The organism is Klebsiella sp. AqSCr (assembly GCF_008452795.1).
GTDB lineage: Bacteria > Pseudomonadota > Gammaproteobacteria > Enterobacterales > Enterobacteriaceae > Klebsiella > Klebsiella pneumoniae.
Window position 1 is genome coordinate 3268014 of the sequence record NZ_MJDM01000005.1, and the last position, 22054, is coordinate 3290067.

A 22054-nucleotide genomic window follows, 5' to 3' on the forward strand; every position below is an offset into this window, starting at 1 on the left:
CTATTCCGTGTCGATGTTGTTAGCCAGCATATAGCCAAAGCCCCGGACGGTGCGGATCCGCGATTTGCCAATCTTTTCGCGTAGGTTGTGAATATGCACTTCCAGGGTATTGGTCGCCGGCTCGTTGTCCCAGCTGTAAATGTCGTTGTAGAGGATCTCGCGATGCACCGGGCTACCGGCTTTCATCATCAGTCGCGACAGCAGGGCATACTCTTTCGGCGTAAGATCCAGCGCCGTTTCACCCAGCCACACCAGGCGGCGAGTGACGTTAAGGCGCAGATTGCCGACGCTGATTTCATTATCGCCCTGGTTGTTATGCCGGCGGAGCAGGGCGCGAATGCGCGCATTGAGTTCCTCCAGGGCAAAGGGTTTTACCAGGTAGTCATCCGCCCCGGTATCGAGACCGCTAATGCGATCCTCAAGCGTATCGCGGGCGGTGAGGATCAGCACCGGCTGGGTCATTTTCTCCCGCCGCATGCGGGAGAGAAAATGCAGCCCGTCTCCATCCGGCAGGCCGAGATCCAGCACGATCAGGCTGTAATGATTGCTGGCCAGCGATAGCGCGGCTTCGTGCGCGGTGGAGACGCCGTCGCACACGTATCCTTCACTTTGCATCGCCAGAATTAACCCCTGCAACAGCAGCGCATCGTCTTCAATGACTAAGATTTTCATCAACCAGCCTCTCTACATGGCGTTAAGATATCATCTGCCGCCTGGTACTCGCGGGTGCTGACGCCGAGCAGGCCGAGCAGGGTGGAGAACAGATTATCCTGCGAGTAATTCTCTTTTTGCGCCCGCTGCTGCAGACAGTGCGCGGAAATGCCGTAGCGCTGCTGGTAGTCGGCGGAGAGCCACAGCGCCATCGGCACATGTTTCTGCGTATCCGGCGCGATGGAATACGGCAGACCATGCAAATAGACGCCATCTTCTCCCAGCGATTCGCCGTGGTCGGACAAATAAACCAGGCTAGTGGTAAATTTATCCTGTTTAGATTGCAGTAGTTTTATCGCTTTATCAACGACATAGTCGACATAAAGGATGGTGTTGTCATAGGTATTGGTCAACTGCTCCCGGGTACAGCCCTGGATCTCATTGGTGTCGCAGGTCGGCGTGAATTTGCGAAACGCCGCTGGATAGCGATTGTAGTACGTCGGACCGTGGCTGCCGATGGTATGCAGCACAATAATGCCATCCTGTTGCAGGTTATCGATATAGCTGTCGAGATTATGGAACAGGACGTCATCGTAGCACTCGCCATCGATGCACTGCCCGGTGAGCTTCAGGTCGGTGACGTTCTGGTGTGGTACCCGGTCGCAGGCGCCTTTGCAGCCGCCGTCATTATCGTTCCACAGCACCTGGATCCCTGCGCGTTGTAGAATATCCAGGACGCCTTCCTGATGGTGCGCCAGCTCTTCGTCATAATGCGCGCGCGGCATATTGGAGAACATGCACGGCACGGAAACTGCGGTTGCCGTGCCGCAGGAAGTGGTATGCGGAAAATAGATCACGCCGTCCTGCCGCATCAGCGGGTTGGTGTCGCGCGAATAGCCGCCCAGTGAGAAGTTATCCGCTCGCGAAGTCTCGCCGAGCACGACGATCGTCAGGTTCTTACGGGGAGCGTTATGCATCACCGCTTTCTGCGTGGCATCTTCGCCAATCTTCACCAGCGGCAGGTTGTCCATCCGATGATGAGCATACCAGGAGTTCACGGCCACAATGCTGTTGGAAGGGCTCAGGGATTTCACCAGCTCTTTGTTGTTACGGAACACCGAGGCGTAATCTTTGTAGAACAGCGCGGCCACCAGAATAATCAGCAGCGCCGAAACGGCGATATTGAGCAGGCGCATCGCCGCGCCGCGCCACCGCGTGGCGGGCTTACGGATTTTCACCCACCAGGCGACGAATACCGCCAAAACCCCGGAAAGGCCGAGGACGGCAATCATTTCGCCGGAGAGTAGAGCAAAGCTTTCCGCCGGAGTGGTGTCGAGGATATTGGTGATCATGCTGCGGTCGATCACCACGCCAAAGTTCCAGATGAAGTATTGCGCCGAGGCGCTGAGCAGAATGAACAGGCTAATCACCAGCCGGTCCAGCTTCAGGAACGAGGCGAGAGTGGTGAGGATATTCATCACGCTAATGGCCACGATCGGCATACTGAGGAATACCAGCCAGTTATGCAGGCTATTTACCGGCAGTAACGGGAAAACCTGGCGATAAAAAGCCAGGTTGAGACAGATACCGATATAGCAAGCAAAGAGAATCAGATAAGTCGTGCGGCTGACCACCGGCCGACGCAGAGGCAATAACGACATAATGCACACCCACAGAAAAAGATGAGGGTATAGTGCCAGCCCTATTTTAAGACAACCTTAAGATTTTAAGGTGCGCCGAAGAGGGCCGCCTCCGGCGCGCAGGATCAGCCCGGCAGCTGGATCGCTTTCTCCAGCGCCCCGCGAAGCAGCGCCCGGTCATGACGATAGGGAACGTCGCTGGCCTCCAGCGGCGTCTGGATCACCAACCGGTCGTCGATGCCGCTGATATCGGCTTTTGGACCGGCGATCACCGCATCCACCACCCGTTTGCCTACATAGCGCTCCATAATCGCGATGCGCTCCGCCAGCGACAGCCTCGCGGCCGGGCTATGCTCTTTGCCGAGGTTATCGATAAAAACCATCGGCGCCGGGGTGCGGCGCAACGCCTGGGCCATCTCGTCGAGCAACAGGATCGGCAGCAGGCTGGTGTAAAAACTGCCCGGCCCAATGAGGATCAAATCGGCTTCGGCAATAGCCTCCACCGCCTCGCGGGTGGCCGGTACCGGCGGGGTGAGCATCAGCTCCTGCGGCACATTATCAAGCTGATCAATATTCACTTCGCCATAAACTTCATGGCCTTCATGATCGAGCGCCATCAAATCCACCGGTTGTTCTGACATCGGGATCAGGAAAGCGTCCACTTTCAGCAGGTTTCTGATCAAATTGATCGCCTCTAACGGCCGCACGCTCAGGTGATCCAGCGCCTTTAACATCAAATTTCCGAGGTTATGTCCGGAAAGCTCGCCGTTACCGCCAAAACGATACTCAAACATCGCCGACGCTACGCTCGGCTCGGCAATTAACTGATTGATGCAATTGCGCATATCGCCCCAGGCAATGCCACCTTCCGAACGACGGATCCGCCCGGTGGAACCCCCGTTATCGGTGGTGGTGACAATGCCGGTCAGCCGTGAGCCGAGCGAGGAGAGGGAGGACATCACCCGGCCCAAACCATGCCCGCCGCCGAGCGCTACCACCCGATCGAGGTCAGCGAATGTACGATTGCGCATAGAAATTCCTTATTTCACATAAACGGCCACACACTACCCGATCTACCCCTAAAAGACGATGGGAGGAGCCCGACAAACTGACCGACATCAAGGCAAAAAAATGATTTATGGCTATTCTGTAGCGAAAATGCACGAAGATAGCGATATATATAAGATTATATAGCGAAATCGCCAATGGCGAAACTGCCTGTAACGCGCTACTATCGACATAACCTGTTAACACTCTAGCCTCTTCGCCTGTGTCAAAAGATATGGCGATTTGGCCGCGACGCCGCCGGTTGTCGCCAGGGCGTGGAAAGAAATGACCGCGTCTCCCGTATTTGGAAAGGTGTATATGGCCTCACAGCTTACCGATGCATTCGCGCGTAAGTTTTATTACCTGCGTCTGTCGATTACCGATGTGTGCAACTTCCGTTGCACCTACTGCCTGCCGAACGGTTACAAGCCCGGCGCCGTCAATAACAATGGCTTTCTCAGCGTAGACGAAGTACGCCGGGTTACGCGCGCTTTCTCCGCGCTGGGCACCGAAAAAGTTCGCCTCACCGGTGGGGAACCCTCCCTGCGCCGCGACTTCACCGAGATCATTGCCGCCGTGCGTGAAAACCCGGCGATCCGTCAGATTGCGGTCACTACCAACGGTTACCGCCTGGCGCGCGATGTCGAACGCTGGCGCGATGCCGGCCTGACGGCGATTAACGTCAGCGTTGATAGCCTCGACGCCCGCCAGTTCCATGCCATCACCGGCCAGGACAAGTTCCACCAGGTGATGGACGGCATTGACGCCGCCTTCGCCGCCGGCTTTGACAAGGTAAAGGTGAATACCGTGCTGATGCGTGATGTTAACCATCACCAGCTCGATACCTTCCTCGCCTGGATCCAACCCCGTCGTATCCAGCTGCGCTTTATTGAGCTGATGGAAACCGGTGAAGGCAGCGACCTGTTCCGCCGTCATCATCTCTCCGGCATGGTGCTGCGCGATGAACTGCTGCGCCGCGGCTGGATCCATCAGATCCGCCAGCGCAGCGATGGCCCGGCGCAGGTCTTTTGTCACCCGGACTACGCCGGCGAGATCGGCCTCATCATGCCGTATGAAAAAGACTTCTGCGCCACCTGCAATCGGCTGCGCGTCTCGTCCGTTGGCAAATTGCACCTGTGCCTGTTTGGCGAAGGCGGCGTCGACCTGCGCGACCTGATGGCCGAAGACCAGCAGCAGGCTGCGCTGGAGGCGCGGATCGCCGAAGCCTTAACCCATAAAAAGCAGACCCATTTCCTGCATCAGGGCAACACCGGTATTACGCAGAACCTGTCCTATATTGGCGGTTAATCTTTTTCGAAAGGAGCATTCAGATGAGCCAGGCTAGCGCTGAGTTTATTCCGACCCGTATTGCTATTCTTACCGTTTCCAGCCGTCGCGGCGAAGAGGACGACACTTCCGGTCACTGGCTGCGCGAGGCGGCGCAGGAGGCGGGGCACCAAGTCGTCGAGAAGGCGATCGTCAAAGAGAATCGCTACGCCATCCGCGCTCAGGTATCGGCGTGGATAGCCAGCGATAACGTGCAGGTGGTGCTGATCACCGGCGGCACCGGTTTTACCGACGGCGATCAGGCGCCGGAAGCGCTGCTGCCGCTGTTTGATCGTGAGGTCGAAGGCTTTGGCGAAGTGTTCCGCATGCTGTCGTTCGAAGAGATCGGCACCTCGACGCTGCAGTCCCGGGCCGTGGCCGGCGTCGCCAACCGCACGCTGATTTTCGCCATGCCGGGCTCAACCAAAGCCTGCCGTACGGCGTGGGACAACATCATCGCCCCGCAGCTTGATGCCCGCACCCGTCCCTGTAACTTCATTCCACACCTGAAGAAATAATCTATGTCACAACTGACCCATATTAACGCCGCGGGTGAAGCCCATATGGTCGATGTCTCCGGCAAAGCGGAAACGGTGCGCGAAGCGCGCGCCGAGGCTTATGTCGAAATGCAGGCGACGACCCTGGCGATGATTATCGACGGCAGCCACCATAAAGGCGACGTGTTTGCCACCGCGCGTATCGCCGGGATCCAGGCGGCCAAACGCACCTGGGAGCTGATCCCGCTGTGTCATCCGCTGATGCTCAGCAAAGTGGAAGTCAATCTGCAGGCGCAGCCGGAACATAACCGGGTGCGCATTGAATCGCTCTGCCGACTCACCGGTAAAACCGGCGTTGAGATGGAAGCATTGACCGCCGCCTCGGTTGCCGCGCTGACCATTTACGATATGTGCAAAGCGGTGCAGAAGGATATGGTGATTGGCCCGGTGCGCCTGCTGGCGAAAAGCGGCGGCAAGTCCGGCGATTTTAAGGTGGGTGAATGCCATGATTAAGGTTCTGTTTTTTGCCCAGGTGCGCGAGCTGGTCGGTACCGATTCGCTGACCCTTGATGCCAGCGAACTGGCGACTGTCGAAGCGGTTCGTCAGCAGCTTGCCGCCTGCGGCGATCGCTGGGCGCTGGCCCTGGAGGAGGGCAAGCTTCTGGCGGCGGTTAACCAGACGCTAACCTCTTTCGAACATCCAGTGGCCAGCGGCGACGAAGTGGCGTTCTTCCCACCGGTAACGGGGGGCTGACATGACGCAAACCCGTATCGTGGTCAGCCCGGCGCGCTTTAGCGTCAGTGAGGAATATCCCTGGCTGGCGGAACGCGATGAAGACGGCGCGGTGGTCACCTTCACCGGTAAAGTGCGTAACCACAACCTCGGCGACAGCGTGAAGGCGCTGACCCTCGAGCACTATCCGGGGATGACTGAAAAATCGCTGGCGGAAATTGTCGAGCTGGCGCGCGAGCGCTGGCCGCTGGGCCGGGTGACGGTTATCCATCGCATCGGCGAAATGTGGCCGGGGGAAGAGATTGTGTTTGTCGGCGTCACCAGCGCTCACCGCGGCAGCGCCTTCGCCGCCGGCGAGTTTATTATGGATTACCTGAAAACCCGCGCGCCGTTCTGGAAGCGTGAAGCGACGCCGGATGGCGAACGCTGGGTCGACGCCCGCGACAGCGATCGCCAGGCGGCAGAGCGCTGGTAGTGTGATACGCTTACAGGGTGAAACTTTGTTAATCAGGAGAGAGTCATGGACAGATATCCGCGTTCCGATTCAATAGTGCAGGGCCGTACCGGCCTGCAGACTTACATGGCACAGGTGTACGGCTGGATGACGGTCGGCCTGCTGCTGACGGCGTTTATCGCGTGGTTTGCAGCGAATACTCCGGCGGTGATGATGTTCGTCTTTTCGAGCAAAATCACTTTCTTCGGGCTGATTATTGCCCAGCTGGCGCTGGTGTTTGTGCTGTCGGGAATGGTGCAGCGGCTGAGCGCCGGGATGGCCACCACGCTGTTTATGCTCTATTCGGCGCTGACCGGACTGACGCTATCGAGCATTTTTATCGCCTATACCTATTCATCGATCGCCAGCACCTTTGTGGTCACCGGCGGGATGTTTGGGGCGATGAGCCTGTATGGTTACACCACGAAGCGCGATCTGAGCGGCTTCGGCAGCATGCTGTTTATGGGGCTGATTGGCATCGTGCTGGCGTCGCTGGTCAACCTGTGGCTGAAGAGCGAGGCGCTGATGTGGGCCGTGACCTATATTGGGGTGGTGCTGTTTGTCGGTCTGACGGCGTATGACACCCAGAAGCTGAAAAATATCGGCGAGCAGATTGATACCCGCGACAGCGCCACGCTGCGTAAATACTCGATCCTCGGCGCCTTAACGCTGTATCTGGACTTCATCAACCTGTTCCTGATGCTGCTGCGTATTATGGGCAACCGCCGCTAACCTCTTTATATCACGGGGTTGCATCTCCGAACGCCCGGCAAGCGCAGCGCCGCCGGGCGAGATTTCAGACACGGTACCCTTGATTTTGCCGGGTGGCGGCTGCGCCTTACCCGGCCTACAGGATCCTCTCACAGGCTCACACTCCGTAGGCCCGCGCAAGCGCAGCGCGACCAGGCCGTTTCATTCGCGGGCCAGCTTGCGCTGGTTCTTTTGCCGCAGCTTTTTCGCCCGGCTCTCCAGCAGCAGATAGGCCACCGTCGCCAGCAGCAATGGCAGGAAATAATAGAGCGCGCGCCAGGCGAGCAGGGCGGCAATGATCGCGCCCTTCGAAATATCTTCCCCGGAGAGCATGGCGATAAACACCGCCTCCAGCACGCCGATCCCAGCCGGAATATGGATAATCACCCCGGCGATACTGCTCACCAGCAGCACCCCTAATACCAGAAAATAGTTAATCTCGCTGCCCAACAGCAGCCAGATTATCGCCCCCATCGCCATCCAGTTCGCCGCCGAGAGCCCCATCTGCAGCAGCGCGAAGCGCCAGGAGGGCAGCACCAGCCGCTGGCCTTTAATCGTCAGGTGACGGCGTTTAGCGAACGCGCAGCCGAACAGATAGCAAAGCGTAAGGATCAGCATCACCCCGCCGATAATGCGCAGAGTGGTCTGGCTGATGTACCAGTGCGGCGGCAGCTTCACCAGATCTGCCGTGAATATCACCCCGCCCAGCAGAATATAGCCCAACCAGTTGGTGGTAATGCTTAAGGAAAAAATACGGGTGATGGTGCTGCCGTTCAGCCCCAGCCGCGAGTACAGCCGGTAGCGCATACCGATCCCGCCGACCCAGGTGCTGAGTGTCAGGTTAAAGGCGTAGCAGATAAACGACACCAGCATGACCTGGCGTTTCGCCAGCTTGTGCCCGCAATAGGCCCGACCGAGCAGATCGTAGCAGCCGTAAATGAGGTAGCTGACGATAACCAGCGCAATGGCGCTAAACAAGGCCAGCCGATCGTAGCCGCGGATCACCTTCCACACGTCCTGCCAGTCGACTTTTTGCGCGTAGATCACCAGCAGGACGATGACGGCGATAAAAAAGAGCACGGTCAGCACTCTTTTCGCCATCCGCCAGCGGGGATGTGATTTGCTCATAGTGGATTATCCCTGGCTGGAGACTCGACGCGGTCCTGAGTTTCAATTTCCGGCTGGACCGGCGGGCTGACTCTGGCCAGCCGCGGGGTATGAGCCGGTAGCCAGCCGACCCATGCCGGGAAGTGGCGCAGAAAGTGGAAAGCCATCACGCTGACGCCCAGCCGCCACCAGTTGCGTTTCGGCAGCATCGTTTTATCGATCCGCTGGCAATCCCGGGCGATAAGCCCGTTGAGATTATCGCGCAGCGTCTGGTTAAACACCCGATCGTGGATGATCAGATTGGCTTCCAGATTCAGCGACAGGCTAAGCGGATCCAGGTTGCTTGACCCAACGGTGGCCCAGTGGTCGTCTGCCAGAGCGACCTTGCCATGCAGCGGGCGACGGCGATATTCGTAAATCTGCACCCCGCCCTTAACGAGATAGTGATAGAGCAGATGGGCGCCAAACTTCACAATGGGAATATCCGGTTCGCCCTGCACGATCAGCTTAACCCGTACTCCGCGTCGCGCGGCATTGCGCATCGCATGCAGCAGGCGGTAGCCGGGGAAAAAATAGGCGTTAGCGATAATCACTTCCCGGCGGGCGCTGGTCAGCATCTTCAGGTAGTGGCGTTCAATATCGTCGCGGTGATCCTGGTTGTCGCGCCAGACGAACAGCGCCTGCGCCTCGCCGGGGGTCTGGTTAATCTCCGGCTGGTGGCGAGGACGTCGCCACCAGCGGCGGGCGGTTTCGCTGTTGGGCAGGTTTTCCAGCTCGAACTGCAGGATGTCGAGCACCACCGGCCCTTCGACCTGCACCGCATAATCCTGCTTCGCCTCCGGACCGTAGTCGCTCATATGTTCGGCGGAGTAGTTAATACCGCCGACAAAGGCGGTGGTGTCGTCGATTACCACGATTTTACGGTGCATGCGACGGAACAGATTGGTGCGCATCCCCATCAGCTTAGGACGCGGATCGTAGTAGCGGAAAATCACACCAGCGGCGGTGAGCTCGCCGACAAATTCATCGCTGAGATCCGGGGAACCATAGCCGTCGAGGAGCACCTCCACCTGGATGCCGCGGCGGGCAGCCTCGAGCAGGACCGCGTGCAGCCGCCGGCCTACCTCATCTTCAAACCAGATAAAGGATTCGAGGATCACCCGCCGGCTGGCGCGACCGATGGCCGCAAACAGCGCCGGATAGTACTGGTCGCCATTCTCCAGTAGCGTAATGCGGTTGCCTTCCTGCCAACGACATTTCACAAATGTATCTCCACGCTAAGGGGTGCATGATCGGACAGATGCCGCCATTGTTTAAGGGCCAGCGCCTTCGGGCGACTGGCGTGGGCGTTCTTGACGTAAATGCGGTCGAGGCGCAGCAGCGGAAAACTGACCGGAAAGGTGCGCGCCGGCCGTCCGCGGGCGCGGGTAAAGATCTCTTCCAGCCCGGCTTGGGCTTTTAACGGCTGGTTAGCCTGCTGACGCCAGTCGTTAAAATCGCCAGCCACCACCACCGGCTCGCCCGCGGGCAGGGTATTGACCCACTCCGCCAGCATGGTCAACTGCGCCTGCCGTTGGTCGGCGCGTAGACCGAGATGGACGCAAATCACGTGAATAGTTATCCCGCTCCGCGGCGGCACGATGCGGCAGTACAGCAGGCCGCGCTTCTCCCCGTTGCCGACCGAGATATCGCGATTTTCGTAGTATTCAATGGGAAAGCGCGACAGCACGGCGTTGCCGTGGTGGCCTTCCGGATAAACCGCATTGCGCCCGTAGGCGTAGTCGCTCCACATGGTGTCGGCGAGAAATTCATAATGGGTCGTATCCGGCCAGTTTTCGATGTGCAGCGGATGTACCTCATGAGCGCCCATCACCTCCTGCAGGCAAACAATATCCGCGCTAACGCTGCGCACGGCGTCGCGCAGTTCGGGCAAAATAAAACGCCGATTAAACGCCGTAAAGCCTTTATGGGTGTTAATTGTCAGCACGTTCAACGAAAATCCCGCCGTTGGCTCAGCCATAATTCTCCAGTAAATGTCACTTTCCTGAATAAAATAGTGTAGTAGACGTCACAAAAAGATGCGGTGTTACGGAATTTTCCGTAAAGTGCGGTACTCTGAGTAGCAGAGAAAAATCCTTCAGGAGAGAAGCCATGAAGTGGCAACAACGTGTACGCGTCGCAACGGGTCTTAGTTGCTGGCAGATTATGTTGCATCTACTGGTCGTGGCAGTACTGGTGATGGGTTGGATGAGCGGCGCGCTGGTGCGCGTCGGATTGGGACTGTGCGTCCTCTACAGCGTCACGCTGCTGGCGATGCTGTTTTTACAGCGTCACCATGAGGCGCGCTGGCGCGATGTGGGAGACTTCCTTGAGGAGCTCACCACGACCTGGTACTTCGGCGCGGCCATGATAGCGCTGTGGCTGCTGTCGCGCGTGCTGCACAACAACCTGCTGCTGGCCCTCGCCGGGCTGGTGATACTGGCAGGCCCGGCGGTGGTCTCGCTGCTGGCGAAAGATAAGAGCCGTTACCCTAAAGCGTTCGGGCTACAACAAGGCGGCAACGCAGCGAATCCCCAGAAGCATAGATAACTATGCGACTGGGGTGAGTAAGGAAAGCCAACGCCGTTGTAGTTTGAACGATGACGGGTATTACGCAATCTTCCTTCGGAACATCGCATACGCCGCTGAGCCGGTGGTGGCCGCTATGACCAGTAGCGGCCACAAACTTCCCCACACAATCTCCAGACTCGCATCCTTCAGATAAATTTGCTTGGTGATATCGGTAAAGTGGCGGATGGGATTTATCCAGGTCAGATCCTGCAGCCACTGCGGCATGTTTTCCACTGGTGAGACGTACCCCGACAGGAGAATAGCCGGCATCATAAAGACGAACACGCCGATAAACGCCTGCTGCTGGGTGGCGCACAGCGACGAAATCAATAAGCCAAAGCCCACCAGCGATAGACCGTAAATCACCATGGTGAAATAGAACAGCAGCAGCGAGCCGGCAAACGGGATCTGATAGGCCCAGATACCAATCGCCAGCACGATAGTTGCCTGCAGGGTGGCGACGATCAGCGCCGGCACCGCCTTGCCGACGAAAATTTGCCAGGTGGCGAGGGGGGAGACCAGCAGCTGGTCAAGGGTGCCCTGCTCGCGCTCGCGAGCCACCGATAGCGAGGTGACGATCATCACCCCGATGGTAGTGATCATGGCGATAAGCGACGGCACCACGAACCATTTATAGTCGAGATTCGGGTTGTACCAGTTGCGCACCACCAGCTCGCTGTTGTTCGGCTTCGCTTTACCCTCCAGCAGCTCCTGCTGATAGTTTTTCACAATCTGTTGCAGATAGTTGGCGGCGATTTGCGCGCTGTTGGAGTTGCGTCCGTCGAGCAGAAGCTGCAGCGGGGCGGTTTGATAGTTATCCAGATTGCGCGAGAAATCGGCCGGGAAGCGCACCACCAGCAGAGCTTTTTGTTCATCGATGGTCGGCTGGATCGCCTGCGGGCTTTGCAGCAGCAGGACGTGGGTAAAGGCTTTGGCGCGGGCAAAGCGCTGAGTGAGTTCCACCGCGTGGCGACCGCTGTCCTCGTTGTAGATAGCGATGGTGGCGTTGGTCACCTCCAGCGTCGCGGCAAAGGGAAACAGCAGCACCTGAATCAGCACCGGCATGATTAAAATCGCCCGTGTCTGCGGCTCGCGCAGCAGCGACTGCAGCTCTTTGCGGATTAATGTCCATAAACGGTGAAACATAATAGCTCCTTTGGCCCATTCAACCACGCCGGGCGGCACTGCGTTTGCCCGGCCTACGGGATCGGCGAACCGTATAATCGATGTTGGTTAAACCGTAGGCCCGGTCGGCGCAGCGCCACCGGACAAAACCTAATCCAGACGCCGTTTGGTTTTCAGCCACGTCAGACCGATAAACATCACCGCCGACGCAATCAAAAACAGCACGTTAACCAGCAGCACCACCGGAATATTGCCCGCCAGAAACAGGCTTTGCAGAGTACTAACGAAATAGCGCGCCGGGATCACATAGGTCACCGCGCGGATCACCGCCGGCATACTGTCTATCTGGAAAATAAACCCGGACAGCATAATCGACGGTAAAAAGGCGGCGTTCAGCGCCACCTGCGCGGCGTTAAACTGGTTGCGGGTAATGGTTGAGATCAGCAGCCCCATCCCCAGGGTGCTGAGCAAAAACAGACTGGTGATGACAAACAGGATCGGCAGCGAGCCGCGATAGGGCACGCCGAGAATAAATACCGACACCAACATACACAGCAGCATCGCCAGCATGCCGAGGAAATAGTAGGGAATGAGCTTGCACAGCAGCAGTTCGGCGCGGGTGATCTCCGTCGACAGCAGCGCCTCCATGGTGCCGCGCTCCCATTCGCGGGCCACCACCAGCGAGGTCAGTATGGCGCCGACCACGGTCATGATGATGGTGATCGCCCCGGGGATAATAAAGTGCTGGCTAATAGCCGCCGGGTTAAACCAGTAGCGCATCTGCACGTCGATCAGCGGTTCAAAGGTTTCGCCGCGGTCTTCCGCCCGCTGCTGCTGCCAGATTTGCCAAATACCTTCCACATAGCCCTGAGCGAAGTTGGCGGTATTGGGCTCGCTGCCGTCGGTGATGAGCTGCAGCGGTGCGTCGGCGCCGGGGCGGGCCATCTGGCGGTCGAAATCCACCGGAATGACCACCATGGCGCGGATGCGCCCGGCCTGCATCATCTCAATCAGCTGCCTGCGGCTGTCGCTGACGGTGGCATCGATATAGGGCGAGCCGGTCATGGTATGGACGAAATCCAGCGCCTCTTCGCTCTGCTGCTCAAGCAATACGCCGACCCGCAGCCTGCTGGAGTCGAGGTTAATGCCGTAGCCGAAGATAAACAGCAGCAGCAGGGGGATCACCACCGCGATCAGCCAACTGCTGGGATCGCGCACAATCTGCCGGGTCTCTTTGACGCACAGGGCGCGGACCCGCCGCCAGGAGAGAATGCTATTGCCCATGGCTATTCTCCTTGTCCCAGCGGTTAATCAGGGTAATAAACGCCTGCTCCATGGTCGGGTCCGTCTGGCTGTCGTCCGCCGCCTGGGCCTTCAGCGCATCCGGGGTCCCGCTGGCGATAAGCTTGCCGTGATAGACCAGCCCGATGCGGTCGCAGTATTCCGCCTCATCCATAAAGTGGGTGGTGACCATTACCGTCACGCCTTTATCAACCATGCTATTGATATGTAGCCAGAACTCGCGGCGGGTGAGGGGGTCGACGCCGGAGGTAGGTTCATCGAGAAATAGAATATCGGGTTCATGCATCAGGGAGCAGGCCAGCGCCAGCCGCTGCTTGTAGCCGAGCGGCAGCTCGTCGGCGGCGTGGCGGGCGATACTTTTCAGGCCAAAGGCATCGCTCATCCGGGCGATTTTTTCATTTTGCGCCCTGCCGCGCAGGCCATAGACGCCGGAGAAAAAGCGCAGGTTTTGCTCGACGCTGAGGTTGCCGTACAGCGAAAATTTTTGCGCCATATAGCCCAGATGCTGGCGCGCCTTGCCAGAGCTGACCTTGAGATCCATTCCCAGCACCAGCGCTTTGCCGGAGGTGGGCACCAGCAGGCCGCACATCATTTTGAAGGTGGTGGATTTCCCGGCGCCGTTGGGGCCGAGCAGGCCGAAAATTTCACCGCGCTTAACCTGGAAATCGACATGGTCGGTAGCGGCGAAATCACCAAACTTTTTCGTTAACGACTGGGCTTCAATGACCGTTTCCTCTTTGCTGCCGTCAACGCGATGGATAATTGCCCCCAACGGCGATTCAGCGGTCCCGGCGCCGCCGAGCAGGTCGATAAACGCATCTTCAAAGCGCGGTGCGGTGTCGGCCACCTGCAGCGGCGGCATGTCGCCATGCTGCTGGACTTCCTCAATGCGCGCGTCCTTTTTCAGGATCAGACGCACCGATTTGCCCTGGATCACCCCGTCGCTAACCTGCGGCAGCTTCAGCGCCCGCTGCAGCAGGCGGCGGTTGTTCTCCTGCGGGCTGGAAACCAGAAAGCTGCGCCCGGCCATGGTTTGCGTCAGCGCCGTCGGCTCACCCTGGTAGAGTAGTTTGCCTTCGTTCATCAGCAGCACGTCGCGACACTGCTCGGCTTCATCGAGATAGGAGGTGCTCCACAGGATCAGCATGCCGTCGCCGGCCAGCTCGTGCACCATCTGCCATAGCTCGCGGCGCGAGATAGGGTCGACGCCGACGCCGGGCTCATCGAGCAGCAGTACTTTCGGATCGCCCACCAGGGTACAGGCGAGGCCCAGCTTTTGCTTCATCCCGCCGGAAAGCTTGCCTGCCAGCCGTTCGGTGAATGGACCAAGGGAGGTGAACTCCAGCAGGCGGTCGAAAATTTTCTTCCGCGCCTCGCCGGTGACGCTGCGCAGGTCGGCGTACAGGGTCAGGTTTTCCATCACCGTCAGATCTTCATACAGGCCGAACTTCTGTGGCATATAGCCGAGCACCGCGTGCAGGGCGCTGTCGTCTTTTAGCGGGTCGAAGCCTATCACGCTGGCGCGACCCTCATCAGGCTTGAGCAATCCGGCGAGCATTCGCATCAGGGTGGTTTTCCCCGCGCCGTCGGGCCCCACCAGCCCGGTGACGTAGCCGGCGCGGATCGTACAGGTGAGCGGCGCTACCGCTGGCCTGTCCATACCGGGAAAACGGCGGCTCAGGCCGTTTAAGGCGATGACGGTCTCACTCATGTCCGTTCCCGTGGCTAAAGGAGATGGTCACCGGCATTCCCTGGCGCAGCGCGCCGTCGGCATCAGTCACCACAATGCGCAGACGGTAGACCAGATCGGTGCGCAGATCCGGTGTCTCGACGGTCTTCGGCGTGAATTCAGCGCTCGGCGAGACAAAACCGATTTTGCCGTGATAGGGCTTATCCGGCCGGCTGTCGGTATAGAGCAGCACTTCTTGTCCCGGCTGCGCCTGGCCGAGGTTTTTCTCGTCAACATAGGCGCGGACCCACACCGGATGCGTTAACGACAGGGTCAGTACGGTACCGCCGGCGTTGAGCATAGTGCCGGGCTCGACGGCGCGGGTCATCAGCGTACCGTCAGAAGGGGCGGTGAGCACGGTATCGTGCAGGTCCAGTTTGGCCTGGGCCAGCGCCGCCTGCGCCTGTTCCAGACTGGCTTTGGCCTGGGCAATCTCCTGCGGGCGGTTACCGGCGCGATACTGACGCAGCTTATCCTGCGCCGATTTGAGCGTTGCCTGCGCCTGATCGCGCGAGGAGCGGGCATTCTCCAGATCGTTGGCGGAAATGGCGCTGCTGGCGCGCAGCCCGAGCTGGCGCTGATAGAAGTTTTGCGCATAGTCGTAAGCGGCCTGCGCCTGTTTCACCGCCGCCGCGGCCTGGGCAATCTCTTCCGCGCGGTAGCCGGCCATCATCAGGTCATACTGCGCCTGGGCGGTGGAGACGTTGGCCTGCGCCTGCAGCAGGGCGTTTTCATACGGCGTGCGGTCAAGCTCGCCGAGAGTTTGCCCGGCGCGGATGCTGTCGCCTTCGTCGACGGTCAGCGAGGCCAGCCTACCGCCAACGCGGAAGCTCATGTTGACGGTGCGGATATCGACATTGCCATACAGGGTCAGCGGCTGCTGCCGGCTGCTCTGGTACCACCACCAGCCGCCGCCCAGCGCGGCGAGAAGAATCACGATCAGCAGAATGACGACGACGGGTTTTTTCATCAGCCCAAACTCCTTTGCGATAACCCATGCAGGATGAAATCGATATGACAGGTAATGACTTCGAAAATCTGTTCCGTTTTTTGCGCGTCAAACTGCGTCCAGCCGGTGCGCAGCAGGATAGTTTCACGCCCGAGACGGAAAGCGAGCACCTCGCCCAGCAGGGCGTGGGTATGGAGGATCATTTGCGTATCACTGGCTTCGCAGCCGGTCCAGGCGGCAATCAGCCGGGTGAGATAATGGTGCAGGGGGGCAATCACCTGCTGGTGGATCAGATGGTAGGCGGCGGTCGGCGCCAGCTGCTCACGGGAAATGAATTTGCTTAAGTTAACCGTATCGTCCTGGGTGAGCAGCAGGATCATGTTGTGGCAGGCGCTAAGGATGAGGTCGCGGATCGCCTGGCGATCCGGCGCTTCCCCGGCAAGCAGGTGCTCCGCCGCTTCGGCCTGCGGGCGAAAATTGTCGCCGATAAAATCGGCGATCCACTGGGCGCAGGCAAGATACAGATCGTCTTTCGAGCCAAAATAATAGGTGATAGCGGCGATATTCTGCCCGGCCTGGGCGGCGATATCGCGGGTGGTGGCGTGCTGGCCGTACTCGCCAAACTGGGCGATAGCGGCCGCGATAAGCTGATTTTTTGCCTGTTCGCCTTTACTGGTCATCGCGCTCGGTAAAAATTAATCAATCGATTGATTAACTTTAGGCGCCGACTGGCGGTTTGTCCACCAGCCGGGATCAAATATGGAACCCTTCCTCTTTCAGCTCTCCGGCGACCCAGGCGAAGAAGCGCTGGACCTTCTCCTTCTGTTCATTAGCGTGGGGGAGGACGAAGTGGTGCGCGCCGACCGGCATGCTCCGCTCGTCGGCAAATACCGGCGTCAGCTGCCCCTGGCGCACGTGTCCGCCGGCCAGCAGATTGCTCTCGAGGATCACGCCCATCCCCATTCTGGCCGCCTCGATGCTCATATATGACCGGTCGAAATTAAAAATGAAGTTTTTATGCCAGCCGCGGACCTTGTGCCACGACAGCCAGTTGCTCCAGTTAATCAAGGTGCTGTCGGAGTGAATCAGATCGCAGGCCAGCAGATCTTCCACAGCCTGCACAGGATGGCTGGCTAAATAAGACGCTGCGCTGTAGGGCAGGACGCGCTCATTTTTAATGGTTCTGACCAGCAGCGTCGGCCACTGTGACAGCCCGTGACGAATATCGATATCAATATTATCCCGGGAGAACTGGATGCTTTCGTATGAACAGGTCAGGCTGATTTTTAACGCCGGCCACGCCTGGCGGAATTTATCCAGACGGGGCATCAGCCATAGCAGGCCGAAGCTCGGCGCCGAATGAATGCGTAAATAATCCTGATGGATATCGTTGATCACCTGGCTGGTGGCCTGGCCAATCATATTCAGCGCCCCGGAGACCTCTTTGAGATATTTTTCTCCCACCGCCGTTAACGTGACGCCTTTGCTGCTGCGGGAGAACAGTTTTTTCCCCAGAAAGTGCTCCAGGCTGGCTATCTGATGGCTGACCGCCGAGGCGGTAATATTGAGATTCTCTGCGGCCAGATTAAGGCTGCCGGTAGCGGCGACTTCAATAAAAGCCTGGATATTGCGTAAAGAGGGCATCGGCAGATTTTTATTGGGTAGCGGTTGGCTCATGGCGGCATCCTGCGCGGGGCGCGAATAAAAGAAAATAGCGAACAGCGTGGCGCAGCCGGGATGTACAGCATAGGGAAAAGCGAAAAAACAACGTTAATTTGTGATGGGCTTAACAATTTATCTTGTTAAAAGCGCGCAGGTCAGAAAACGCTAAAAATTTGCGGGAAGTCACTAACTCAATTTTTCTCAATCATAATTGAGGTTTTTTGAATACCGTTTCATTTTGGGGTTGTTATATTCCTCTTACAGGCCTGATAACAAACTGCGATGTGCTTGCATCGCAATTATAAAACACCTAACCACCTGTTTCGCTGGCGAAAAGCATTTATCTCTTGCTCCTGTATGGATAGTAAAACGCGGTGATCCGAAGCGGCAGCTTACAGCGAAGTGGATGAGGTATAAAACGAGGAAACCCTATGTCACGTATAGATACGCTGGTCTGTACTGACGCCAGGAAAACGAAATATCGTTTCGTGGTTTTGACGATGATTTTTCTGGTGTATGCCATCAATTACGCCGACCGAACGAATATTGGCGCGGTACTGCCTTTCATCATTGATGAGTTTCATATCAATAATTTTGAAGCCGGGGCCATCGCCAGTATGTTTTTCCTCGGCTATGCGGTAAGCCAGATCCCGGCCGGCTTTTTCATCGCCAAACGCGGTACCCGGGGGCTGGTATCGCTCTCCATTTTCGGCTTCTCCGCCTTTACCTGGCTGATGGGCACGGTGAGCTCCGTGTTTGGCCTGAAGCTGGTGCGGCTGGGACTGGGGCTGAGCGAAGGGCCTTGCCCGGTGGGGCTGGCTTCCACCATAAATAACTGGTTTCCACCAAAAGAGAAAGCCACGGCAACCGGCGTTTACATCGCGGCGACCATGTTTGCGCCGATTATTGTGCCGCCGCTGGCGGTGTGGATTGCGGTGACCTGGGGGTGGCGGTGGGTCTTTTTCTCTTTTGCTATACCCGGAATTGTGGCGGCCATCGCGTGGTATCTGCTGGTCAAATCCAAGCCTGCTGAGAGCGGATTTGTTTCCCAAAGCGAACTGGCAGAGATTAATGCCGGGCGTGAAAGTCATAATAATAGCGTACGCGAAAATATCTTAATTGCCGAAAGATTCACCTGGCTGGATAAAATCATTCGGGTAAAGAAAATGGCGCCAATTGATACGGCGAAAGGCTTATTCACCTCAAAAAATATTCTCGGTGACTGCCTGGCGTATTTTATGATGGTTAGCGTGCTGTACGGATTATTAACCTGGATCCCCCTGTATTTAGTGAAAGAGCGCGGTTTCGATGTAATGAGTATGGGCTTCGTGGCCAGTATGCCGTGCATCGGCGGCTTTATTGGCGCGATCGGCGGCGGATGGATTTCGGATAAGCTATTAGGCCGCCGGCGTAAACCCACCATGATGTTCACTGCGGTGTCAACGGTGGTCATGATGCTAATTATGCTGAATATCCCGGCCAGCACCCTGGCAGTTTGTATTGGATTATTCTTTGTCGGCTTTTGTTTAAATATCGGCTGGCCAGCCTTTACCGCGTACGGTATGGCCGTTTCGGATAGCAAAACCTATCCAATCGCCTCTTCCATAATTAATAGCGGCGGCAACCTCGGTGGATTTGTCGCGCCGATGGCGGCTGGTTTCTTGCTTGATAAAACCGGGAGTTTTAATTCTGTATTTACCTATTTTGGTATCTGCGCCGCCATTGGTTTGGTGGTGATTCTTTTCCTCGATGAACCACAATAACGGAAATATATCCTGTTAATTAATATGACGTAATGTCATGGAGTGAAACTATGTTATTAAAAGATAAAGTCGCCATTATTACTGGCGCGGCCTCCGCACGCGGTTTGGGCTTCGCGACTGCGAAATTATTCGCCGAAAACGGCGCGAAAGTGGTCATTATCGACCTCAATGGCGAAGCCAGTAAAACCGCCGCGGCGGCATTAGGCGAAGGCCATCTCGGCCTGGCAGCCAACGTCGCTGATGAAGTGCAGGTGCAGGCGGCCATCGAACAGATCCTGGCGAAATACGGTCGGGTTGATGTACTGGTCAATAACGCCGGGATTACCCAGCCGCTGAAGCTGATGGATATCAAGCGCGCCAACTATGACGCGGTGCTTGATGTTAGCCTGCGCGGTACGCTGCTGATGTCGCAGGCGGTTATACCCACCATGCGGGCGCAAAAATCCGGCAGCATCGTCTGCATCTCGTCCGTCTCCGCCCAGCGCGGCGGCGGTATCTTTGGCGGACCGCACTACAGCGCGGCAAAAGCCGGGGTGCTGGGTCTGGCGCGGGCGATGGCGCGCGAGCTTGGCCCGGATAACGTCCGCGTTAACTGCATCACCCCGGGGCTGATTCAGACCGACATTACCGCCGGCAAGCTGACTGATGACATGACGGCCAACATTCTTGCCGGCATTCCGATGAACCGCCTTGGCGACGCGATAGACATCGCGCGCGCCGCGCTGTTCCTCGGCAGCGATCTTTCCTCCTACTCCACCGGCATCACCCTGGACGTTAACGGCGGCATGTTAATTCACTAAGCGAGGCAAACAGATGAAGATGACCGAATCACAAAAAGTCGCCGCGGCGGCGTGGCGTATTCGCCGTTACGCCCTGCAAATGGGGGAAGTGCAGGGGCAGGGCTATATCGGCCAGGCGCTGGGCTATGCCGATGTGCTCGCCACCGCCTTCAGCCATGCCATGACCTATCGCCCGGAAGATCCCGAGTGGGAGGGGCGCGATCGCTTCCTGCTCTCTCATGGCCATTACGCTATCGCTTATTATGCCGCGCTGCTGGAGGCGGGCATTATCCCGGAAGCCGAACTGGAAACCTACGGCTCCGACGACAGCCGCCTGCCGATGTCCGGCATGGCGACCTACACCCCGGGGATGGAGATGTCCGGCGGCTCGCTGGGGCAGGGGCTGTCTATCGCCGTCGGCATGGCGCTCGGGCTGCGGCAGAAACAGAGCAAGGCCTGGGTCTACAACTCCATGTCCGATGGGGAGCTGGACGAAGGGTCGACCTGGGAGGCGGCGATGTCGGCGGCTCACTATGGCCTGAGCAACCTGATTAACCTTGTCGATGTCAACAAACAGCAGGCTGACGGCGATTCACGCAAAATCCTCGGCTTTGAGCCGCTGCAGGATAAATGGGCCGCCTTCGGCTGGTACGTACAGCGCGTGGACGGTAACGATCTGCCGGCGGTGATGGCCGCCTTTGACAACGCGAAAAGTTATTCCGGCAATCAGCCGCGGGTCATTTTATGCGACACGCTGATGGGCAAAGGGGTGCCGTTCCTCGAAACCCGCGATAAAAACCATTTTATTCGCGTCGATGCCGACGAATGGCAAAAAGCGATCGCGGTGCTGGACGCTAACAAACCGGAAGGAGTGCTGTAATGAGCCAGAGTCAACCCCGTTTAAAAACGTCGGCGATGATCGCCTCGATTGCCGATGAAGGCCAGGCGACCGTCCCTGCGCCCTTCGGCGTCGCGCTGTCAAAACTGGCGGCGCAGCGCCCGGAAATCGTCGGCATGACCGCGGACCTGTCAAAATATACCGACCTGCATATTTTCGCCCAGGCCTTCCCGGATCGCTTTTTCCAGATGGGCATGGCCGAACAGCTGCTGATGGCGGCGGCAGGGGGGATGGCGAAGGAGGGATTTATTCCTTTCGCCACCACCTATGCCGCCTTTGCAACCCGTCGCGCCTATGATTTTATTCACCAGGTCATCGCCGAAGAGCATCTGAACGTGAAGATCTGCGCGGCGCTGCCGGGCCTGACGACCGGCTATGGCCCCAGCCATCAGGCCACCGAAGATCTGGCGATCATGCGCGGTATCCCCGGGATGGTTATCGTCGATCCTTGCGATGCGCTGGAGATAGAGCAGGCGGTACCGGCCATTGCCGATCACCAGGGGCCGGTGTATATGCGTCTGCTGCGCGGTAAGGTGCCGCTGGTGCTGGATAAATATGACTATCAGTTCGAACTGGGTAAGGCGAAGCTGCTGGAGGACGGCAACGATGTGCTGATTATCTCCTCCGGGCTGATGACCATGCGCGCGCTGGAGGCGGCTGAAAAGCTGCGGGCCGATAATATCGGCGTGGCGGTTCTGCACGTGCCGACCATCAAACCGCTGGATGAGAAAGCGATTATTGAACAGGCGTCGAAGCCGGGCCGCCTGGTGGTAACTGCGGAGAACCACACCGCGGTCGGCGGCCTGGGGGAAGCGGTGGCCGCGCTGCTGATGCGTAAGGGCGTACGCTGTGAGCTGGATAGCGTGGGGCTGCCCGACGCGTTCCTGTTAGCCGGCGCCCTGCCGACCCTCCACGATCGCTACGGCATCTCCACCGCGAAGATTGTCGAAAAAATTAAGTATCGTCTGCGTTAACCGCGCTGCTATGACCCAC

24 protein-coding genes and 1 riboswitch are annotated in these 22054 nt (G+C 58.0%); of the genes, 12 read left to right on the plus strand and 12 right to left on the minus strand.

Going from position 1 to position 22054, the window contains the following annotated elements; genetic code table 11:
• The 3 genes from pmrA to yvcK all read right to left on the minus strand — a co-directional run bounded on the left by pmrA (position 1) and on the right by yvcK (position 3322).
• The gene (pmrA, locus tag BHE81_RS20005) at positions 1 to 672 is read right to left on the minus strand and encodes a two-component system response regulator PmrA (RefSeq protein WP_023302144.1); all 672 of its coding nucleotides are present in this window, start codon (positions 670 to 672) and stop codon (positions 1 to 3) included.
• Positions 672 to 2312, minus strand: a complete 1641-nt coding sequence (gene eptA / locus BHE81_RS20010; RefSeq protein WP_004176801.1) for a phosphoethanolamine transferase EptA — start codon at positions 2310 to 2312, stop codon at positions 672 to 674. Before eptA ends, pmrA begins: the two co-directional genes overlap by 1 nt.
• Positions 2313 to 2416: 104 nt before the next feature.
• Positions 2417 to 3322, minus strand: coding sequence for a uridine diphosphate-N-acetylglucosamine-binding protein YvcK (yvcK, locus tag BHE81_RS20015; protein ID WP_004142092.1), 906 nt, complete (start codon positions 3320 to 3322; stop codon positions 2417 to 2419).
• Positions 3323 to 3530: 208 nt separating this feature from the next.
• Positions 3531 to 3669: riboswitch (molybdenum cofactor riboswitch) on the plus strand.
• On the opposite strand from yvcK, the gene moaA reads away from it, so the two are divergent.
• The 6 genes from moaA (at position 3657) to BHE81_RS20050 (ending at position 7119) form a co-directional block, all read left to right on the plus strand.
• Entirely contained in the window at positions 3657 to 4646 is a 990-nt protein-coding gene (moaA, locus tag BHE81_RS20025; protein WP_002895665.1) for a GTP 3',8-cyclase MoaA, read from the plus strand. (Overlaps the previous riboswitch by 13 nt.)
• 23 nt (positions 4647 to 4669) lie before the next feature.
• Positions 4670 to 5182, plus strand: a complete 513-nt coding sequence (moaB, locus tag BHE81_RS20030) for a molybdenum cofactor biosynthesis protein B (RefSeq protein WP_002895668.1) — start codon at positions 4670 to 4672, stop codon at positions 5180 to 5182.
• Positions 5183 to 5185: 3 nt separating this feature from the next.
• On the plus strand, positions 5186 to 5674 hold the full coding sequence (moaC, locus tag BHE81_RS20035; RefSeq protein ID WP_002895670.1) for a cyclic pyranopterin monophosphate synthase MoaC: 489 nt from the start codon (positions 5186 to 5188) through the stop codon (positions 5672 to 5674).
• Complete coding sequence (gene moaD, locus BHE81_RS20040) at positions 5667 to 5915, plus strand: molybdopterin synthase sulfur carrier subunit (protein ID WP_023302143.1); 249 nt, start codon at positions 5667 to 5669, stop codon at positions 5913 to 5915. The genes moaC and moaD overlap by 8 nt, the downstream gene beginning before the upstream one ends.
• A gap of 1 nt (position 5916) precedes the next feature.
• Positions 5917 to 6369: a molybdopterin synthase catalytic subunit MoaE gene (gene moaE, locus BHE81_RS20045; protein ID WP_002895674.1), complete on the plus strand. Its 453-nt coding sequence runs from the start codon at positions 5917 to 5919 to the stop codon at positions 6367 to 6369.
• A 45-nt stretch (positions 6370 to 6414) separates the two neighbouring features.
• A complete protein-coding gene (locus BHE81_RS20050; RefSeq protein ID WP_004142079.1) occupies positions 6415 to 7119 on the plus strand; it encodes a Bax inhibitor-1 family protein in 705 nt (234 codons plus the stop codon).
• Positions 7120 to 7299: 180 nt separating this feature from the next.
• Here the strand turns inward: BHE81_RS20050 and BHE81_RS20055 are convergent, their stop codons facing one another.
• Genes BHE81_RS20055 through BHE81_RS20065 form a run of 3 tightly spaced genes read right to left on the minus strand, consistent with a single transcriptional unit; the run spans position 7300 to position 10264 of the window.
• Positions 7300 to 8265 (minus strand): lysylphosphatidylglycerol synthase domain-containing protein, encoded by a 966-nt coding sequence (locus BHE81_RS20055; protein ID WP_002895728.1) that lies wholly within the window; start codon positions 8263 to 8265, stop codon positions 7300 to 7302.
• The gene (gene clsB / locus BHE81_RS20060; protein WP_023302142.1) at positions 8262 to 9506 is read right to left on the minus strand and encodes a cardiolipin synthase ClsB; all 1245 of its coding nucleotides are present in this window, start codon (positions 9504 to 9506) and stop codon (positions 8262 to 8264) included. Before clsB ends, BHE81_RS20055 begins: the two co-directional genes overlap by 4 nt.
• Complete coding sequence (locus BHE81_RS20065; protein WP_004179098.1) at positions 9503 to 10264, minus strand: endonuclease/exonuclease/phosphatase family protein; 762 nt, start codon at positions 10262 to 10264, stop codon at positions 9503 to 9505. Before BHE81_RS20065 ends, clsB begins: the two co-directional genes overlap by 4 nt.
• 131 nt (positions 10265 to 10395) lie before the next feature.
• On the opposite strand from BHE81_RS20065, the gene BHE81_RS20070 reads away from it, so the two are divergent.
• Entirely contained in the window at positions 10396 to 10833 is a 438-nt protein-coding gene (locus BHE81_RS20070; protein ID WP_004176793.1) for a YbhQ family protein, read from the plus strand.
• 60 nt (positions 10834 to 10893) lie between these two features.
• On the opposite strand, the gene BHE81_RS20075 is transcribed toward BHE81_RS20070, so the two are convergent.
• The 6 genes from BHE81_RS20075 to BHE81_RS20100 form a co-directional block, all read right to left on the minus strand.
• Positions 10894 to 12000, minus strand: coding sequence for an ABC transporter permease (locus tag BHE81_RS20075; RefSeq protein ID WP_004142068.1), 1107 nt, complete (start codon positions 11998 to 12000; stop codon positions 10894 to 10896).
• A gap of 129 nt (positions 12001 to 12129) precedes the next feature.
• Entirely contained in the window at positions 12130 to 13263 is a 1134-nt protein-coding gene (locus tag BHE81_RS20080) for an ABC transporter permease (RefSeq protein WP_002895739.1), read from the minus strand.
• Positions 13253 to 14992 carry an ATP-binding cassette domain-containing protein gene (locus tag BHE81_RS20085; protein ID WP_002895741.1) on the minus strand — a complete coding sequence of 580 codons (1740 nt, stop codon included), beginning with the start codon at positions 14990 to 14992 and terminating at the stop codon, positions 13253 to 13255. Before BHE81_RS20085 ends, BHE81_RS20080 begins: the two co-directional genes overlap by 11 nt.
• The gene (gene hlyD / locus BHE81_RS20090; RefSeq protein WP_004183481.1) at positions 14985 to 15980 is read right to left on the minus strand and encodes a secretion protein HlyD; all 996 of its coding nucleotides are present in this window, start codon (positions 15978 to 15980) and stop codon (positions 14985 to 14987) included. Before hlyD ends, BHE81_RS20085 begins: the two co-directional genes overlap by 8 nt.
• Positions 15980 to 16639 carry a transcriptional regulator CecR gene (gene cecR, locus BHE81_RS20095; RefSeq protein ID WP_002895746.1) on the minus strand — a complete coding sequence of 220 codons (660 nt, stop codon included), beginning with the start codon at positions 16637 to 16639 and terminating at the stop codon, positions 15980 to 15982. Before cecR ends, hlyD begins: the two co-directional genes overlap by 1 nt.
• A gap of 73 nt (positions 16640 to 16712) precedes the next feature.
• Positions 16713 to 17636, minus strand: coding sequence for a LysR substrate-binding domain-containing protein (locus BHE81_RS20100; protein ID WP_004179102.1), 924 nt, complete (start codon positions 17634 to 17636; stop codon positions 16713 to 16715).
• Here BHE81_RS20100 and BHE81_RS28315 point away from each other — a divergent pair.
• The 5 genes from BHE81_RS28315 (at position 17628) to BHE81_RS20120 (ending at position 22035) form a co-directional block, all read left to right on the plus strand.
• Complete coding sequence (locus BHE81_RS28315) at positions 17628 to 17765, plus strand: hypothetical protein (protein ID WP_004142057.1); 138 nt, start codon at positions 17628 to 17630, stop codon at positions 17763 to 17765. The two genes, BHE81_RS20100 and BHE81_RS28315, sit on opposite strands and share 9 nt — an antisense overlap.
• 287 nt (positions 17766 to 18052) lie before the next feature.
• Positions 18053 to 19384 carry an MFS transporter gene (locus BHE81_RS20105; RefSeq protein ID WP_019705008.1) on the plus strand — a complete coding sequence of 444 codons (1332 nt, stop codon included), beginning with the start codon at positions 18053 to 18055 and terminating at the stop codon, positions 19382 to 19384.
• Positions 19385 to 19434: 50 nt separating this feature from the next.
• A complete protein-coding gene (locus tag BHE81_RS20110; protein ID WP_002895750.1) occupies positions 19435 to 20184 on the plus strand; it encodes an SDR family NAD(P)-dependent oxidoreductase in 750 nt (249 codons plus the stop codon).
• A 13-nt stretch (positions 20185 to 20197) separates the two neighbouring features.
• A complete protein-coding gene (locus BHE81_RS20115) occupies positions 20198 to 21043 on the plus strand; it encodes a transketolase (protein WP_002895753.1) in 846 nt (281 codons plus the stop codon).
• Entirely contained in the window at positions 21043 to 22035 is a 993-nt protein-coding gene (locus tag BHE81_RS20120; RefSeq protein WP_002895757.1) for a transketolase family protein, read from the plus strand. Before BHE81_RS20115 ends, BHE81_RS20120 begins: the two co-directional genes overlap by 1 nt.
• The last annotated feature ends 19 nt before the right edge of the window (positions 22036 to 22054 follow it).

Coding starts and splice junctions, on each gene's coding strand:
- moaA (WP_002895665.1), top strand. CDS start 3,657: ATGGCCTCACAGCTTACCGATGCATTCGCGCGTAAGTTTTATTACCTG.
- moaD (WP_023302143.1), top strand. CDS start 5,667: ATGATTAAGGTTCTGTTTTTTGCCCAGGTGCGCGAGCTGGTCGGTACC.
- BHE81_RS20075 (WP_004142068.1), bottom strand. CDS start 12,000: ATGTTTCACCGTTTATGGACATTAATCCGCAAAGAGCTGCAGTCGCTG.
- BHE81_RS20100 (WP_004179102.1), bottom strand. CDS start 17,636: ATGAGCCAACCGCTACCCAATAAAAATCTGCCGATGCCCTCTTTACGC.
- BHE81_RS20110 (WP_002895750.1), top strand. CDS start 19,435: ATGTTATTAAAAGATAAAGTCGCCATTATTACTGGCGCGGCCTCCGCA.
- BHE81_RS20070 (WP_004176793.1), top strand. CDS start 10,396: ATGAAGTGGCAACAACGTGTACGCGTCGCAACGGGTCTTAGTTGCTGG.
- BHE81_RS20050 (WP_004142079.1), top strand. CDS start 6,415: ATGGACAGATATCCGCGTTCCGATTCAATAGTGCAGGGCCGTACCGGC.
- BHE81_RS20065 (WP_004179098.1), bottom strand. CDS start 10,264: ATGGCTGAGCCAACGGCGGGATTTTCGTTGAACGTGCTGACAATTAAC.
- yvcK (WP_004142092.1), bottom strand. CDS start 3,322: ATGCGCAATCGTACATTCGCTGACCTCGATCGGGTGGTAGCGCTCGGC.
- pmrA (WP_023302144.1), bottom strand. CDS start 672: ATGAAAATCTTAGTCATTGAAGACGATGCGCTGCTGTTGCAGGGGTTA.
- hlyD (WP_004183481.1), bottom strand. CDS start 15,980: ATGAAAAAACCCGTCGTCGTCATTCTGCTGATCGTGATTCTTCTCGCC.
- BHE81_RS20055 (WP_002895728.1), bottom strand. CDS start 8,265: ATGAGCAAATCACATCCCCGCTGGCGGATGGCGAAAAGAGTGCTGACC.
- moaB (WP_002895668.1), top strand. CDS start 4,670: ATGAGCCAGGCTAGCGCTGAGTTTATTCCGACCCGTATTGCTATTCTT.
- BHE81_RS20080 (WP_002895739.1), bottom strand. CDS start 13,263: ATGGGCAATAGCATTCTCTCCTGGCGGCGGGTCCGCGCCCTGTGCGTC.
- moaC (WP_002895670.1), top strand. CDS start 5,186: ATGTCACAACTGACCCATATTAACGCCGCGGGTGAAGCCCATATGGTC.
- BHE81_RS20115 (WP_002895753.1), top strand. CDS start 20,198: ATGAAGATGACCGAATCACAAAAAGTCGCCGCGGCGGCGTGGCGTATT.
- moaE (WP_002895674.1), top strand. CDS start 5,917: ATGACGCAAACCCGTATCGTGGTCAGCCCGGCGCGCTTTAGCGTCAGT.
- BHE81_RS20105 (WP_019705008.1), top strand. CDS start 18,053: ATGTCACGTATAGATACGCTGGTCTGTACTGACGCCAGGAAAACGAAA.
- BHE81_RS20120 (WP_002895757.1), top strand. CDS start 21,043: ATGAGCCAGAGTCAACCCCGTTTAAAAACGTCGGCGATGATCGCCTCG.
- eptA (WP_004176801.1), bottom strand. CDS start 2,312: ATGTCGTTATTGCCTCTGCGTCGGCCGGTGGTCAGCCGCACGACTTAT.
- cecR (WP_002895746.1), bottom strand. CDS start 16,639: ATGACCAGTAAAGGCGAACAGGCAAAAAATCAGCTTATCGCGGCCGCT.
- BHE81_RS20085 (WP_002895741.1), bottom strand. CDS start 14,992: ATGAGTGAGACCGTCATCGCCTTAAACGGCCTGAGCCGCCGTTTTCCC.